Source organism: Priestia sp. 179-F W1.4 NHS (assembly GCF_045369295.1).
Taxonomy (GTDB): domain Bacteria; phylum Bacillota; class Bacilli; order Bacillales; family Bacillaceae_H; genus Priestia; species Priestia zanthoxyli.
In genome coordinates this window covers 458,410-473,407 of sequence record NZ_JBIQFF010000003.1, presented here as the reverse complement: position 1 = coordinate 473,407, position 14,998 = coordinate 458,410, and the positions used below count along the sequence as shown (strand labels likewise).

Below are 14,998 nucleotides of genomic sequence, written 5' to 3'. Positions count from 1 at the left end.
CTCCTTTCCTTCAACAGCTTATATAGGTTAATGTTCCTTTCACTTGAAATTTTATACAACATCCTTCAAAAAAAAGATCCCTGGCTATCGCCGAGATCTTTTTTTCTTTTTAAGCTTTTCTACACTCGTTCAAGAGGCATTGTGCAGCAGCGGAAAGAACCGCCGGACTTAATAATTTCAGATATATCAACTTCAATCACTTTATAGCCTCGTTTCCTTAACTCTTCATTCACTTCTGTATTTATTGGCAGACTGATCACCCGTTGATTACCGATGGATAATACATTGGTTCCCATCGTAAACTGCTCTTCTTTTGTTACTTCAATTAAGTCATATTTCATGCGAAGTAAATTTAATTCTTTCTCATGTAAAGCGGGTGAAAATACAAGCGCTTCTGTAGGTGATAAAATATTTAACACACAATCAAGATGAAGATAAGACCGATCAATAGGAATCGGAACAACCTCATACGCTGGAAGCAGCTCTTGGATATGCTCTACGCCTTCTTTACTTGTACGGTCGCTGAGTGCAATAAAAATAGCTTGTCCATCAATCAGCACATCTCCACCTTCAATGGAGTGGTCCGGTACCTGATGGAAAGGAATACCTTGCTGCTGCAGCCAATCGGCTAGCTCTTGTTCTTCTCCGCTTCGAATTTCGCTGCCCATTTTCGTGACAATAACGGTATCTCCGAGCGTATAGCCAATATCCCGTGTAAATACTTGTTCTGGAAATGGCTCTTGTGCAGATAGTCCGATGACCTCAATCCCTTCTTTTTGAAGACATTCGACAAATTGACGGTGCTGCTTTGAAGCTAAGCTCTCATCAATGTTTTCGTCCGCATAATGCTTTTGTGTTTCATTAATAATTTCTTCAATTTTCATATATGTAGGTGGACAAACAACCACACGTTTTAATGTATCATACTCATTTTTACATCCATAACTATTCGTCATTTTAGCTGGCTGTTTCATTTGCATTTTTTTAAATCCCCCTTCGTGCATTTATGTACAGTGTTCCCTAAATCGCCTGAAACATAAACACGATTTTGCTAAGGAAACACCCCTGCGCATCTATCTGAAAAGCTTTTTCAGGCAAGAAAAACAAAAAAACACAATACTTCTTCTAATTACAATAACTGTTAGTATAAAATAGTCTAGTAACTGTACAAAAAATTGGAGGTTAACATGAATAAAATAGCGAACGCATTATATGCGGGCAGAAAAATTTTATTACTACTGTGGGTCATCCTAATTGTCGGATTTGGCTTTTATGCGGCTAAGCTTCCTTCTGTGCTTGGAGGAAACGGATTTGAAATGAAAGGAATGTATAAAGACACCGAGCAGCTTTTAGTTAATAAATTTGATGTTAGCGAAGCTCAGATCATCGTTTTGTTTGAAAAAAAAGACGGAGTTTCTGACTCGAAATTCCAGCAAACGATCGCTCAGTATATGCAAAAAGCAAAGGACAAATCAGACGCGTCGAAAGTTGACATACCAACGGCTTCTAACAAGATGATAAAAGGAAGCACAGCGTATGGAATTATCCACTTTAATCACGATGATGGAACGATGGATAAACGAGTGGAAAAGATCAGAACTCTTTCATCTGAAGAAAAAGAAGTTAGTGTAAAATTAACCGGTGGTCCTATTATTGAAAAAGATATGAATACAGCAAGCCAAGCAGATTTAGCAAAAGCAGAAGCCATTGGTATTCCTGTTGCTTTAGTTGTGCTCCTTCTAGCTTTTGGCGGCGTGGTAGCCGCTGCAATTCCTCTTATGATAGGAATTGTAACCGTCGTTACCACCATGGGCGTTGTCTATTTCTTTCATCCGTACACAGAGCTGTCCATCTTCATTTTAAACGTGATTCCAATGATTGGATTAGCTCTTAGTATTGACTTTGCCCTTTTATTTATTAATCGCTTTAAAGAAGAAATTCAAACGAAATCGGTAGAACAAGCAATCAAAATCACCATTCAAACAGCGGGACGCTCGGTCATCTTCTCAGGATTATGCGTATTTATTGGATTAGCGGGAATGCTGTTTATTCAAGTTGATATTTTTCAAAACGTCGCTCTTGGAGGAATGGCTGTTGTTTTTATTGCTGTGTTTTCAGCTCTTACGCTGCTTCCTTCCATACTGGCTATACTAGGTACACGCATCAATCGTTTACGCATCTTAAAAATCAGTGAACAAGGCGGTCAATCTAGGTGGCGTTCATTCGCTACATTTGTCATGAAAAAGCCTGTAGCTATGACGATTGTTTCTCTTATTATTCTGTTAGTAGCACTTATTCCCGTTCGAGACATGCATCTAGAAATACCGTCTTCAGAAGCACTGCCAACAAAATACGAGTCTCGTCAAGCTTTTGACACGTATAACGATACGTTTATAAATAAAAACACGGCAGACGTTTATTTTGTGTTAGAAGCTAAGCAAGATATGCTGAAGGAAAAGCCTTTAACAAATGCCTTTACTTTTATAAAACAATTAAAAGAAGATTCGTTAGTTAAGCAAGTTGATTCTATTTCTACCGCTTTAAACGTAAAATCCAGTAATCAGCTTCAAGCTATGCTGAACAACCCGCAGATAAGCGTGCAGACAAAGCCAGCTGTAGATTCGTTTATTAACGAACATTATATGCTCATAAAAGCTACGCTAGATACAGACCAAAATTCAGATCAAGCAAAAGATTTTGTTCGAAAATGGAAAGAGAAACGTTCACCTTTCACCGTTCATATTGGCGGCTATCCAAAATTCGAACAAGAAATATTTGATGAAATTTATAAAAAGGCGCCTTATGGCCTGGCTCTTGTTTTATTTTCAACGTATGTCATTTTAATGATTGCTTTTCGTTCCATCCTGATTCCTTTAAAAGCTATCATTATGAATATTTTAAGCTTAACAGCTACGTTTGGTTTACTTGTATGGCTGTTTCAAAATGGACATTTAGGTCTTACCCAATCCAATATCGCTTTAGTGCTGCCGGTCTTTGTTTTCGGCCTTGTATTTGGGCTTAGCATGGACTACGAAGTCTTTTTGATTTCACGCATTCACGAAGTGTATCATCAAACGAAGGATAACAATGTAGCAACGGTAGAAGGCCTAGCTTCCACTAGTAAAATCATTACGAGCGCTGCTTTAATCATGATTGTCATTACAGGAGCCTTTGCTTTTACAGACGTAACGCCTGTTAAACAAATGGGTGTAGGAATTGCCTTAGCTATATTTATCGATGCAACGATTGTCAGAATGCTTCTTGTCCCTTCTCTTATGAAATTGCTTGGAGATGCCAACTGGTGGTTTTTCACTAAAAAAAGCGATAAGTCCAGTTCCAACGAACAGGTAAAATCATGATAAAAAAACCCGCTCAAGTGAGCGGGTTTTTCATTGAAGATTTCTTTATCGACTTAATTTAGCAAAAGCGATAATGCCTTCTTCATCGTCTAATTCCAGTTCTAGTCCTGCTGCGTATGGGTCTACGTTCATTTCCGTATCCAGCCAATAGCGCAGCGCTTCGATAATGTTCAAAGTAATATGAACCTGTTTACGATCATGCACGTATGACTCTGCTGAAAAACCGTAGTCATCATCATACATTAGCTCAATCTCTACTTCTTGAGGCTGAACTTGTTTTTTTTCTGCGATATACAAACACATCGCATTGATAATATCTTGTTCAGAAATTTTTATTGTCTCCAAGATTTCACTTCCTCATTTTTACGCTTGTTGCTACGTATGCTTTGGAATAGCTTTACTACAAGAAGAATTAAAGCTACAATCACAAGCATATTTACCATAAAGCCTAAAATTGGGCCTAATGGTCCTAAGCTAGATAATAAGCTTCCAAATAATAAGCCCGCAATTCCTCCCATTAAAAGACCTTTCATTAAGCCGCCGCGCTTTGAACCAGCTGCTGTACTTTTAGATGATGAGTTTTTAGACGTATTGTTTTGCTTAACCGAATTACTGTTATTGTTTTTAAATAAGCTTGATTGGTTATTGCTTCCGCTGTCAAAAGAGCGCTTTCCTGATTTATACCCTTTTGCACTTGCTACGTTTGAACCGTCATGAATAAGTGATCCACCGACTGGTGAAAACACAACCGCTAATGCGATAAATGCGGCCAATAATTTTTTTACCATTGCTTTCCCTCCACTAAATGACTAACGTCACATATGTTTTTTCATATATGATTTCCATATATGTTCCTACGTTTCATCATACCAAAAGGTTTCACTTTTTTATATAAAAATGCATAAAGCTCCATTAAATGTTCACAGGATTAAACATTTAGACGCGTTTCATATGGATATAAGACCTTTTTATGTACACATCAGTGAAATTTATAAAACTAACAAAGACTCTTCATCTTCGTTAACGCTTATTTTACACTATGCCCAGCATATTACTTTCGCAGAGTTCTGTAGCAAGTCCCCTCTTTTAAAAATACCTTTATACGCTCCCTTCGCTCCTATTGGTAATAAAGGAGATATGAGTTTACATGACGAATACCATACAGGAAACAGCGTCTCAGTATAGTACAATGCATCGAAAAATGGTTCTGAACACCTTTAATATTCCACGTTTGTAGTCGATTCGTAGTCAAATGTTATCTACTCCCCCTTTCATAAATAAGAGCTTTCTCTTATATGAATATGTATAGATAAACTAAACTTAAAAAGGAGAGATATGATGTTGAATGAACAGCTCCCATTATCAACAGCAAATTTATCAGATGCAATGGAAGGTGCCAACCACTTAGACTTTTCTATTAAGCCATTACAGCATCATTACAAACTATTCGGGCCGGCTCTTACCGTAGATACGCCCGCTGGCAATAATTACTCAGTGCTTGAAGCGATTCGACTAGCGGAGCCGGGAAGTGTGCTCGTTATTGATGGTAAAAGCTACTGTAACCGTGCCTTAGCAGGAGATTTCGTAGTAGCCATGGCGAAGCTTGTTGGAATAAGCGGTATTGTACTAGATGGGGTTATACGAGATCAAGAAGACATCGAAAAGCTCGATTTCCCCGTATTTTGTAAGGGCTCTACGATCGCAGCAAGCAGCAAAAAAGAAAAAGGAAAGGTAAACGAGATCATTTCCTGCGGGGGCGTAAAAATCCGTCCTGGGGACTTTATTGCAGGTGATGACGGTGGAGTGATTGTCATTCCCAAGGAGCAAGCTGAAGAAGTATTAGCAAAAGCGCGAGAAAAATGGCAAAAAGATAAAGACCGAGAGAACGAAGTATTAATTAGCAAAGAAACGGTATATACCTATTTAGATAAAGCTCTAAAATAAAAGACCTCCGCTTGGAGGTCTTTTATTTGTCATATTGTAAAAATTCTAATCGATTTCCAAACGGGTCATGGACAAAAAAACGCTCTCTCCCTGCAATAGGCTCTTCTTCAGAAAGAACGCAGCCCGAATGTGCCAATTTACGTCTAAGCGTCTTGATATCTTCCACGACAAAAGCTGGATGCGCTTTTTTAGCAGGTATGTAGTCATCTTGAATACTGATATGCACTTCTTGAGTCCCACATTGAAACCATATGCCGCCTCTGTGCCTTAAATTTTCCGGCTTAAGAACAGTTTTCATTCCTAAAAGATTTTCATAAAAATTTCTTGCTTCTTGCTCGCATCCTTCTGGACCAAGAAGCTGAACATGATCAATTCCCAGAAACATCCACAAACCCCTTTCAAAAACGTCTTCCTAAAAGTTATTAATCAATGACTCTAGGATTATGAATAACCTGGAGTTCTTTTACAGCTTGCTTCATTTCGCTTTTGCAAATTGGACAAGTTGGCTGATCTCCGCTTTTAAAGTTATCTCGAACCCAACAATTACACGTATCTGATGTACATTCCCAAACTTTTGTTTCTTCAATAACAGCCGGCTCTAAATTTTTACGATTATACATACACATCGTCTCCTTTAAACAGTACTTTTTAAGTGGATAATAAATGAAGATTAACTTAGCGTGTAAATGCGGTAAATGGTGCAAGATAAAGTGATACTATACATCCGTAAATCAATCTTTGAGGAATAATACGGCGTCTTGAAAGACTAAAATAAAAATGAAGTTATAACAAAGCAGATAGCAGTTGCTTTTCTTAAAACAACGGGATAGTCTGAAAAGAACAAAAATGAAGATCACAAAAATTATATATTTTACTATTATAACAGAGTTTATAATTTTTTACAAATCAGCTTCCATTTACTTGTTTTGCTTTTCATAAAAAAAAGCGAGCACATGATTAGGCTCGCTTTTGATTTCTTATCGAGTTTGTCCGTTTCCACTCATAATATATTTAATTGTCGTAAGTGCAGGAAGTCCCATTGGACCACGTGCATGAAGCTTTTGAGTTGAAATCCCAATTTCAGCTCCAAATCCTAAAGCTCCTCCGTCAGTAAAGCGCGTAGATGCATTATGATACAGTGCGGCTGCATCAACTAATGACATAAAGCGTGAAACGGCTTGTTCATCTTCTGAAATGATGGCTTCGGAGTGTTTTGTTCCATATGTTTCAATATGGTCAATCGCTTCATCCACACTCTCTACTATTTTCATCGCAATTGCTAAGCGTAAATACTCTTCGGCCCAGTCTTTTTCAGCCGCTGGTTTTGCTCCAGGAATTTCACCTACTGTCACTTTGTCACCATATACTTCAATACTATGATCGTTGAATGCTTGAATCAATTCATCTTTATGAGAATCGAGCCAGTTTTTGTGTACAAGAACCGTTTCTGCTGCGTTACACACCGCTGGTCGATCTGTTTTTGCATTAATTAAAATCGGAATGGCCTTCTTAACGTCAGCTTTTTCATCGATGTAAATATGACAGTTTCCGACTCCCGTTTCTAACACGGGAACGGTTGCGTTATTGACGACCGCTTGAATCAATGAAGCCCCTCCGCGCGGAATCAGCACGTCAACATGCTCTTTCATTGTAAATAATTCTTGCGTAGCCGCACGATCTGTACTTGAAATAAACTGTACCGCTTCTTTAGGAATTGGCGTTTCATCAAGAGCTTTATGAATAATGTCCACGATAGCTTGGTTAGATGAAATAGCTGAAGAGCCGCCTTTTAACACAATAGCATTTCCAGATTTCAACGCTAGCCCTGTTGCATCCACCGTTACGTTTGGACGTGCTTCATAAATCATTCCGATCACGCCAAGAGGCACCCGTACTTGCTTTACATCTAGACCGTTATCCAATGTCCAGCTTGATAAAATATCGCCTGTTGGATCATCTAGCTCAGCAACTTCACGAAGGCCGTTTGCAAATTCTTTTACACGTTCCGCTGAAAGAGCAAGGCGGTCCATAAGCGCTTCGTCAAAACCTTTTTCTTTCCCGTTTTTTAAGTCTACTTCATTTGCTTTTAAAATATACTCCGTGTTGCTTTCAAGTGTAGAAGCAATCGTTAACAGAGCATCGTTCTTTTGCTTTGTTGTTAGTAAACTTAATTTCTTAGCTGCTTTTTTTGCTGAAATAGCTTGTTCTTCTACTGAATACGTTTCATTTGTTTGTAACACCAAATCACTCCTGGATTCGTTTTAGTTTTGTTTGATTTTAAAGTGTGAGGCATAAGAGGTAAATGCAATCATGCAAAGAAAAGGAAGGGCTCCTTTTCTTTACAGCATGTTTGCTTACAAACCGACCGGTACTGGAATTTCTAAGTGACACACTAGACCTTCGCTGTCAACAATCGGTTGATCAATTGGCTCATTCAGTGCAAGTTCATCAGATGAATAATTTGTCACGCCAAGAGCCAGCTCATTGTCATCTTTATCTAGAATACGTACAACTGCTCGTTCACTAAAGTGGCCTTTAATATATTTAACATGCTCGCGAAGTAAAGGCTCTTTATCTTCAATAATTGCACGTTTCGCGGCATCTTCGACTACTATTTCCCCTTCAGGACCAGAGTTAAACGCAATCCACTGCTTTTTCTGATTAAGGTTCGCAGAATCATCTTCAGATTCAAAATACGTTCCTGTTGCATCGCCGTCAACCGCTTGTGTTAAAATGTTTGGCACGCCAGCTCTTCCTAAAAATGCTGGAATTCCTGACGCCATAGCGATTTTGAACGCGTCAATTTTCGAGCGCATGCCGCCTGTTCCAACTGAACTTCCTGAATCTCCTGCAGATTCTTCGATGTCTTGCGTGATTTCCCCTACGTGAGGAACTAATTTTGCATTTGGATCCTGACGAGGGTCTGCGCTGTATAAGCCATCGATATCCGATAAAATAATAAGCAAGTCGGAATCCACTAGTCCAGCAACTTTAGCTGAAAGTGTATCATTGTCGCCAAATTTTAATCGATTGATGGTTACCGTGTCGTTTTCATTGACAATTGGTACGATACCACGTTCTAACAGCACATTAATTGTATTTCGTGCATTGTTGTAACGATTTTCGTCTGAAAAATCGTCTCTCGTAATTAAGATTTGAGAAGCAACGTATCCATGTGATAGAAACAGTTCTGAATAAGCCTCCATTAACAGTCCTTGACCAATTGAGGCAGCTGCTTGTTTTTCAGGTAAAGAGCTAGGTCGCTCTAAGCAGCCAAGCTTGCGGTATCCTGCAGCTACAGCTCCTGATGAAACCAATAGCACTTCATGACCGCTATCTTTTAAGTCTACGACTTGATCCACAAGGCGCTCGAGCTTCCGTCTGCTGATTTCACCGTGTGAACTTGTTAATGAACTACTTCCAATTTTAATTACAACCCGCTTCTTATTGTCGGGACTCATCAAATCACTCCTAGTGTGTTCTGTATGTTTTCTTGTTTATGATTATTTTTTTGTGGTGAGGAATTCACGAAGAAGATAAGTGACGAATTAATTAGTACTTGCCACTTTTTGTAGTTGAGCACTCATTTCTTTTGAACGCTTTGATGCTCCTTTGACTGCTTGCATCATTGCTTCTCCGCCGCCGTGTTTAGCTAAGGCGTCTAAACCAGCTGCTGTTGTACCGTTTGGAGACGTCACATTTTCACGAAGCTCCGTCGGCGTTTCATCTCTTTCCATCATCATTCTTGCTGCACCGTAAATGGTTTGGGCGCCAATTTCACGTGCTAGCTCAGGATCGAGACCTTCTTCTTTAGCTGCTTTTTCGATATGCTCCATAAGGAAATAAAAATAAGCGGGCCCACTTCCGGCAATTCCTGTGAAAATGTCCATTTGAGGCTCATCAATCACGTACACTTTTCCGATTGCAGAAAGCAGCTCTTTTGCTGTTAGCACAGCATCCATTGCAGCATATTGACCTGGAGATATAGCCGTTGCTGATTGCTGAATCATACTTGATGTATTCGGCATCACTCGAATGACCTGCTGTTCATCATGCAATAACTCTTCCATGTAAGAAGATGAAATCCCTGCAAGAACAGATAGGACAAGCTGGTCTTTGTTGATTTGAGGCTTTAATTCGTTTAATGCCTCTTCAGCGCCTTTTGGCTTCATCGCTAGAATAAAAACGTCAATGTCATCTGTTTTCAGCTCGCTGCGCTTTACTGCTTTGATACCATATCTATTTTCAAGTTCGTGCAGTCGCGCATCATTGCTGCGATTTGTTACGATAATATTTTCAGCAGGTAATTTCTTTGCATTGACCATACCAGAAATCATCGCTTCTGCCATTGATCCAGCACCTAAAAAAGCAACTTTTTGTTTTTGATCCATCAAATCTCCCCTGTCATTTGTTCGTATTTTTGTTCTCGTTTCTTTCAACGGTTCCTATAGTAACATGCTGAAAAAGAGTGTCAAGTTGAATTTAACCGTTTTTTTCCTCCTTGAGCGTATAACCTTATGCGTATGTAAGCGCAAACAAAACTTTTTTAAATATTTTTTTCTGCAAAAAAAAACGAATTTTTTTATAAAAATACGTTTATATAAGGAAAATCGGGGCATATTATATAGTTTGGACTTTAAAATTTTTTTGCGAAAAATAGAGGAATTTTGAAAACGTTATTTGAACAATATAATAGGTTTGCTAAAATGAACCTATGTACCAGCATCTTGGTTTTTTTTGAAAAATTTACTTTTGATGTAAACCACGCTGTGCTGTCGACATTAAAATAAACAAAACGACATACAATCTAGGAAGTGTCGAAACATTATTGGAGGTTCTATTATGAAGAACAACTCGTTTTCTACAGTTCCATCGTCTTCAGAAGGAATAGAGAAACAGGATTTACACGTTGTGGGAATTGGCGCTTCTGCCGGAGGGTTAGAAGCTATTGAGCAGTTTTTCGCTAATATGCCTTCACCAAATGGAATGGCGTTTATTATTGTACAGCACCTTTCCTCTAAATATAAAAGTTTTATGCCAGAACTTTTAGCAAAAAAAACAGGAATGAATATCAAACTGACACAAGACGGGATGACTTTACAAGAAGACACAATTTATTTAAATCCTCCCCATCATTATGTGACCGTTGTGGATCATACTCTTCGTCTTCGTCCTTATGAAGAAAATGATCAGGTAAAGTATCCGATTGACGCCTTTTTTCATTCTCTGGCCGCTGCAAAAAAACACCGGTGCACAGCCATTATTTTATCGGGAAAAGGAAATGATGGAACAGGAGGAGCAAAAACGATAAGAGAGTATGGCGGAACTGTACTTGTACAAGATGAAAGCACAGCAAAGTACAGAGATATGCCCCTAAGCGCTATTGATGCACACCTTGCTGATTATATCCTTTCTCCTGCTGATATGCCTGACCTTGTGCAAACGCATGTCAGCCAAACTGAATTTACATATAATGAAGAAACGCTGCAATACATTTATTCATTAATAAAGAAGAAAACAGGCATCGACTTCTCTATGTACAAAAAAAACACGGTGCTGCGACGACTTGAAAAAAGAATGGCTTTACTCGATCCGCCCTCTCAAACGATGGAAGAGTACCGGGACTATTTATGTAAGGAAGCCGAAGAAATCGTCGAACTGCAGCGAGACCTGCTGATTGGAGTGACGCAATTTCTTAGAGATAAAGAAGCATTCTCTATTATTGAAGAACAAGTCATCCCTCAATTAGTTGAAAGAAAGATTCATAGCCAAGAAGATGAAATCCGCATCTGGGTAGCAGGTTGTTCTACTGGTCAAGAAGCATATACATTAGCTATTTTGCTTCATGACTATTTATCAACAATCAACCGTTATTTCGATGTCCGAATCTTTGCTACGGACATCGATCGTCATGCAATCAAAAGAGCGAGTCAAGGCATTTATGAAGAAGCGGAAGTTCATTCCTTCTCAGCAGCTCAGATTAATGAATATTTTGAGCAAACAAAACACGGTGGTTATCAAGTTAAAAAAACAATCCGTAAAATGATTGTTTTTGCCCCGCATAATATAGGAAAAGACTCGCCTTTTGTAAACGTTGATTTAATCAGCTGTCGAAATATGATGATTTACTTCCAAGCTGAACTGCAGCAGCGCATTCTGTCTCTTTTTCATTTTTCTTTGACAGAAGAAGGCGTACTTTTTTTAGGCCCTAGTGAAACAACGGGAAATTTGTCTGATTTGTTCCGCCCTATCAACAGTAAGTGGAAAATATTTAAACGTTCGGGGCAGCCCAGCCGACAAATTACAGGAGCTTTTAATCTTTCAAAATCCAGCTTGCATGAAGGTGATTTTTCTAGCGTACCGCTGCCAAGTCAACTTTATAAGCCTCTTCCTTCGCTTAAATTGGATGAGATGTATCAGTCAATGATTGATCATTTTATGAGCCCTTGTCTCGTATTAAATGAATACAACGAAGTGATATTTTGTTCAAAAGAAGCGACTCAGCTTATTAACGTTCCTGTGGGGAAGATTAATTATACCATTTTCAAAATGGTTCCCGTTCACGTCTCTTTAGCCATTGGAGCAGCTATTAAACGCGTAAAAGAGCAAGGTATGAGCGTATGCTGTCAGCACATTGAATTTGTCATAAACAACGTGCAGCGCCGTTTTAATATTACGATATCTGCCCTTCCAACAAATCACTCTCTTTACTTACTTATGTTTGATGAACAGACAGATAGTGCCATTATTGATAAGGAAGAGCCCATGTTTCTTAATCAAACAAGCTCTATTAGTGAGCTTGTAGTAGATTTAGAGCAAGAGCTTCATTACACACAGCAGCATTTGCAAACGACGATTGAAGAGCTAGAAACAGCAAATGAGGAGCTAAAGTCCACGAACGAAGAACTGATTGCTTCAAACGAAGAGCTGCAGTCCACAAATGAGGAATTACAGTCTGTTAATGAAGAGTTAATTAGTGTTAATAACCAGTACGAGCGAAAGATTGAAGAATTAACGGACTTAAACAACGATATTGATAATTTATTAATCAGTACAACTATTGCTACCATCTTTTTAGACGAGCAACTGAATATTAAATTATTTACGCCGGAAACGAAAACAGTGATCAACGTTCTTCATCAAGATATCGGAAGACCTTTCTTTCATATTTCGCATAACTTTAGATATGACCATCTAATCGAGGACGCAATGAACGTTTTAAGAACAAATAACACCCTTCAAAAAGAAATTCAAAGCTACGATAACCAATGGTATAGCATGAAAATGATGCCTTATCGTACGAACGAGAATTTAATTAACGGTGTAGTTATTACGTTTATTAATATTACAGAAATTAAACGTTCAAATGAAGAATTGGCTATTACATCATTTGCAGTAGCTCACAGTCCTACGGGCATTTTTATTACCGATCATCAAGGTAAAATTAAGTACATTAATCAAAAATTCATGGAGCAAAAGCATGCGCCGCAAGAAGTATTTGGGCTGCACCTCTACGACTTATATACAAAAAAGCTAGGCGTTAAAAGATTCCCTAAAATTTGGAATGAAGTATACAGAGGAGAAAAATGGAACGGAGAAATTTCCTACGTTCAAGAAGACGGAGAAACCGTTTGGGAACAGTTAGCCTTAATGCCTGTTAAAAATGATCAGGATGAAATCATCCATTACATTGGTTTAAGTGAAGACATTTCACAGCGCAAACAGTCGGAAATGATGCTCAAAAATTCAGAGATGCTGTCAGCACTTGGACAGCTGGCTGCCGGCATTGCCCATGAAATACGAAATCCTCTTACATCATTAAAGGGCTTTTTACAGCTTATGATGCAAGAAGAAACGTATAAAAAAGAATATATGGATGTCATGATGTCCGAATTTAACCGCTTAGAGCTGATTATTAGCGAACTGCTCATTCTAGCCAAACCCGAAGTCGTAAAATATGAAAATAAGCAGATAAATTTAATTCTTCAAGACGTATGTACACTGCTGCATACGCAGGCCATTCTTAAAAACATTACTATTTCAACGGATTTTGAAGAAAAATTACCTGTTGTTCATTGTATTGAAAAAGATATGAAACAAGTATTTATCAACATGGTGAAAAATTCTATTGAAGCGATGGATGACCCTGGGTCTATTCTAGTGGTATCTAAATTTGATCCAGATACAAATCAAGTAGTCGTCCAAGTGATAGATGAAGGAAAAGGCATGCCGAAAGATCGATTAACACGAATTGGCGAGCCTTTCTATACAACAAAAGAAAAAGGAACAGGATTAGGATTGATGGTGAGTCATAAAATCATTAGTAATCATAAAGGAAGCATTTCGTATGATAGTGAAGAAGGCAAAGGAACAACGGTAGAAATACGATTGCCGCTTTCTTAATGTACTTTGTTCTTCTGTCTTAAGCAGTCAAGCTCCTGATTAATTAAATCTTGAATGTCAAACAAATGTGTAGAGACCAATTCAATATACTCTCCTTTTCCTGCTTCAATTACGTCGGAGCGGATAATACTTAGGAGGTCTTGAATGGTTAGCACATTTGTTTTCATTTCTCGAAAATGACGCTGAAGATCAACTAGCTGCATTTTTTTCGCCGTTTCTACATCTGTTTCTCTGACCGAAAAACCTTGGTTCACTTGTGGTGAGTCTTGCATAAGTATAGAGCGAAACTGTTGAAGGGTTGATTGAACACTCATCATATGCTCATGAATAGGATAGCAGAAAACAGCATGCAGCGAATGGTACGCTTCAGGTTTAAAATGAAAATCAAAAAGAGCAACCGGGTTGGAAAACGTGCGCATATTTACTTCGATTTGCACTTCTTCCTTTCCCTGGAGTGCTCTTTTTACTTTTTCTTGGCTGTCTTCATCAACTAGTTCTAAAAAGTTCTGAACAGGCGGGAAATTTTTCGTGACGCTTGGTGTAAATTCAATTATTTCGTTGTCTTTATTGAGTAAAAACATTGGAACCGGAATGTGTTGAATCGGCAAACTGATCATATTTCTTCCCCCATTGCTAACATTTTATCTTGCGTCGAACTTTCTTTATTGTTGATTAGAAGCCAGTCTTTAAAAGCTTGAATATGATTAATGAATATAGTTTTTGAAGATCCTGAAGCCGATAAATCATGCGTGCTGAGAAGCCTGCTGCCTACTAATACAAGAGGACTTTGCGGCATGCTTTCAATCTCAGCAATGTATTTTTGTAAATCAGGCAGCAAATGCACTTGTGAGACGGACAAACATACTACATCAGGATCCCATCTTTCAATGCTTTTTAGAGCAAACGGCAGCGGCAAGTTTGCTCCTAAGTTTTTAACTTCCCATCCGTGTTCGCTCATAAGTCCTGCAATCATTTTAATGCCTAAGTAATGCTCTTCTCCTTCAATACAAAAAAGAAGTGCCCGATTACGCTGAAGCAATTGATGCTGTGATAGCTGAAAGCGAGTTAACACATAGTCACAGGTTGCAGTAGCCAAATGCTCGTTCGCGACTGAAATTTTATTTTCTTGCCACCTTTTCCCTATCTCATACATCGCTTCTGTCAGAAACGTATATACGTCAGTTGAAGAATGGCCTTCTTCTATATATATAGCAATGAGCAGCCAGCTTTTTTGAACGTCTCCTTCTAACAAACAATCAGCTAAAGCCGCTACATTACGAGAGTAAACGATA

At 38.5% G+C, this 14,998-nt stretch carries 13 protein-coding genes; 3 read left to right on the top strand and 10 right to left on the bottom strand.

From position 1 onward, the window contains the following. Nucleotides 1-119: 119 nt before the first annotated feature. Nucleotides 120-980, bottom strand: a complete 861-nt coding sequence (locus ACH0CI_RS17615) for a dimethylarginine dimethylaminohydrolase family protein (RefSeq protein ID WP_406901968.1) — start codon at nt 978-980, stop codon at nt 120-122. A 207-nt stretch (nt 981-1,187) separates the two neighbouring features. Between ACH0CI_RS17615 and ACH0CI_RS17610 the strand changes: the two genes are divergently transcribed. Next, nucleotides 1,188-3,359, top strand: coding sequence for an MMPL family transporter (locus ACH0CI_RS17610; protein ID WP_406901967.1), 2,172 nt, complete (start codon nt 1,188-1,190; stop codon nt 3,357-3,359). Between the two features lie 45 nt (nt 3,360-3,404). Here the strand turns inward: ACH0CI_RS17610 and ACH0CI_RS17605 are convergent, their stop codons facing one another. Both ACH0CI_RS17605 and ACH0CI_RS17600 read right to left on the bottom strand, forming a co-directional pair. Further along, entirely contained in the window at nt 3,405-3,704 is a 300-nt protein-coding gene (locus tag ACH0CI_RS17605; protein ID WP_014460159.1) for a YxcD family protein, read from the bottom strand. Further along, nucleotides 3,692-4,147, bottom strand: coding sequence for a hypothetical protein (locus ACH0CI_RS17600; RefSeq protein WP_335707061.1), 456 nt, complete (start codon nt 4,145-4,147; stop codon nt 3,692-3,694). The genes ACH0CI_RS17605 and ACH0CI_RS17600 overlap by 13 nt, the downstream gene beginning before the upstream one ends. Before the next feature lie 550 nt (nt 4,148-4,697). Here ACH0CI_RS17600 and ACH0CI_RS17595 point away from each other — a divergent pair. Continuing rightward, complete coding sequence (locus ACH0CI_RS17595) at nt 4,698-5,303, top strand: RraA family protein (RefSeq protein ID WP_335707060.1); 606 nt, start codon at nt 4,698-4,700, stop codon at nt 5,301-5,303. A gap of 22 nt (nt 5,304-5,325) precedes the next feature. Here ACH0CI_RS17595 and ACH0CI_RS17590 read toward each other — a convergent pair whose 3' ends face one another. The 5 genes from ACH0CI_RS17590 to proC form a co-directional block, all read right to left on the bottom strand. Then, complete coding sequence (locus ACH0CI_RS17590) at nt 5,326-5,688, bottom strand: VOC family protein (RefSeq protein WP_013056991.1); 363 nt, start codon at nt 5,686-5,688, stop codon at nt 5,326-5,328. 37 nt (nt 5,689-5,725) lie between these two features. Beyond that, entirely contained in the window at nt 5,726-5,923 is a 198-nt protein-coding gene (locus ACH0CI_RS17585) for a cold-shock protein (RefSeq protein ID WP_013056990.1), read from the bottom strand. A gap of 357 nt (nt 5,924-6,280) precedes the next feature. Next, the gene (locus tag ACH0CI_RS17580) at nt 6,281-7,543 is read right to left on the bottom strand and encodes a glutamate-5-semialdehyde dehydrogenase (protein WP_335707059.1); all 1,263 of its coding nucleotides are present in this window, start codon (nt 7,541-7,543) and stop codon (nt 6,281-6,283) included. 114 nt (nt 7,544-7,657) lie between these two features. Then, entirely contained in the window at nt 7,658-8,764 is a 1,107-nt protein-coding gene (gene proB, locus ACH0CI_RS17575; protein WP_028413398.1) for a glutamate 5-kinase, read from the bottom strand. An 87-nt stretch (nt 8,765-8,851) separates the two neighbouring features. Then, nucleotides 8,852-9,694, bottom strand: coding sequence for a pyrroline-5-carboxylate reductase (proC, locus tag ACH0CI_RS17570; protein WP_028413399.1), 843 nt, complete (start codon nt 9,692-9,694; stop codon nt 8,852-8,854). Between the two features lie 451 nt (nt 9,695-10,145). On the opposite strand from proC, the gene ACH0CI_RS17565 reads away from it, so the two are divergent. Next, a complete protein-coding gene (locus ACH0CI_RS17565) occupies nt 10,146-13,706 on the top strand; it encodes a CheR family methyltransferase (RefSeq protein ID WP_335387800.1) in 3,561 nt (1,186 codons plus the stop codon). On the opposite strand, the gene ACH0CI_RS17560 is transcribed toward ACH0CI_RS17565, so the two are convergent. Together ACH0CI_RS17560 and ACH0CI_RS17555 are read right to left on the bottom strand one after the other, a co-directional pair. After that, complete coding sequence (locus tag ACH0CI_RS17560; RefSeq protein WP_335387797.1) at nt 13,703-14,323, bottom strand: hypothetical protein; 621 nt, start codon at nt 14,321-14,323, stop codon at nt 13,703-13,705. The two genes, ACH0CI_RS17565 and ACH0CI_RS17560, sit on opposite strands and share 4 nt — an antisense overlap. Next, entirely contained in the window at nt 14,320-14,997 is a 678-nt protein-coding gene (locus tag ACH0CI_RS17555) for a cobalamin B12-binding domain-containing protein (protein ID WP_335387802.1), read from the bottom strand. Before ACH0CI_RS17555 ends, ACH0CI_RS17560 begins: the two co-directional genes overlap by 4 nt. Between the last annotated feature and the right edge of the window lies 1 nt (nt 14,998).

Excerpts from the sequence above, each read along its gene's own strand:
- proC (WP_028413399.1), bottom strand. The coding sequence starts at position 9,694 with ATGGATCAAAAACAAAAAGTTGCTTTTTTAGGTGCTGGATCAATGGCA.
- ACH0CI_RS17560 (WP_335387797.1), bottom strand. The coding sequence starts at position 14,323 with ATGATCAGTTTGCCGATTCAACACATTCCGGTTCCAATGTTTTTACTC.
- ACH0CI_RS17585 (WP_013056990.1), bottom strand. The coding sequence starts at position 5,923 with ATGTATAATCGTAAAAATTTAGAGCCGGCTGTTATTGAAGAAACAAAA.
- ACH0CI_RS17615 (WP_406901968.1), bottom strand. The coding sequence starts at position 980 with ATGCAAATGAAACAGCCAGCTAAAATGACGAATAGTTATGGATGTAAA.
- ACH0CI_RS17600 (WP_335707061.1), bottom strand. The coding sequence starts at position 4,147 with ATGGTAAAAAAATTATTGGCCGCATTTATCGCATTAGCGGTTGTGTTT.
- ACH0CI_RS17590 (WP_013056991.1), bottom strand. The coding sequence starts at position 5,688 with ATGTTTCTGGGAATTGATCATGTTCAGCTTCTTGGTCCAGAAGGATGC.
- proB (WP_028413398.1), bottom strand. The coding sequence starts at position 8,764 with ATGAGTCCCGACAATAAGAAGCGGGTTGTAATTAAAATTGGAAGTAGT.
- ACH0CI_RS17595 (WP_335707060.1), top strand. The coding sequence starts at position 4,698 with ATGTTGAATGAACAGCTCCCATTATCAACAGCAAATTTATCAGATGCA.
- ACH0CI_RS17610 (WP_406901967.1), top strand. The coding sequence starts at position 1,188 with ATGAATAAAATAGCGAACGCATTATATGCGGGCAGAAAAATTTTATTA.
- ACH0CI_RS17565 (WP_335387800.1), top strand. The coding sequence starts at position 10,146 with ATGAAGAACAACTCGTTTTCTACAGTTCCATCGTCTTCAGAAGGAATA.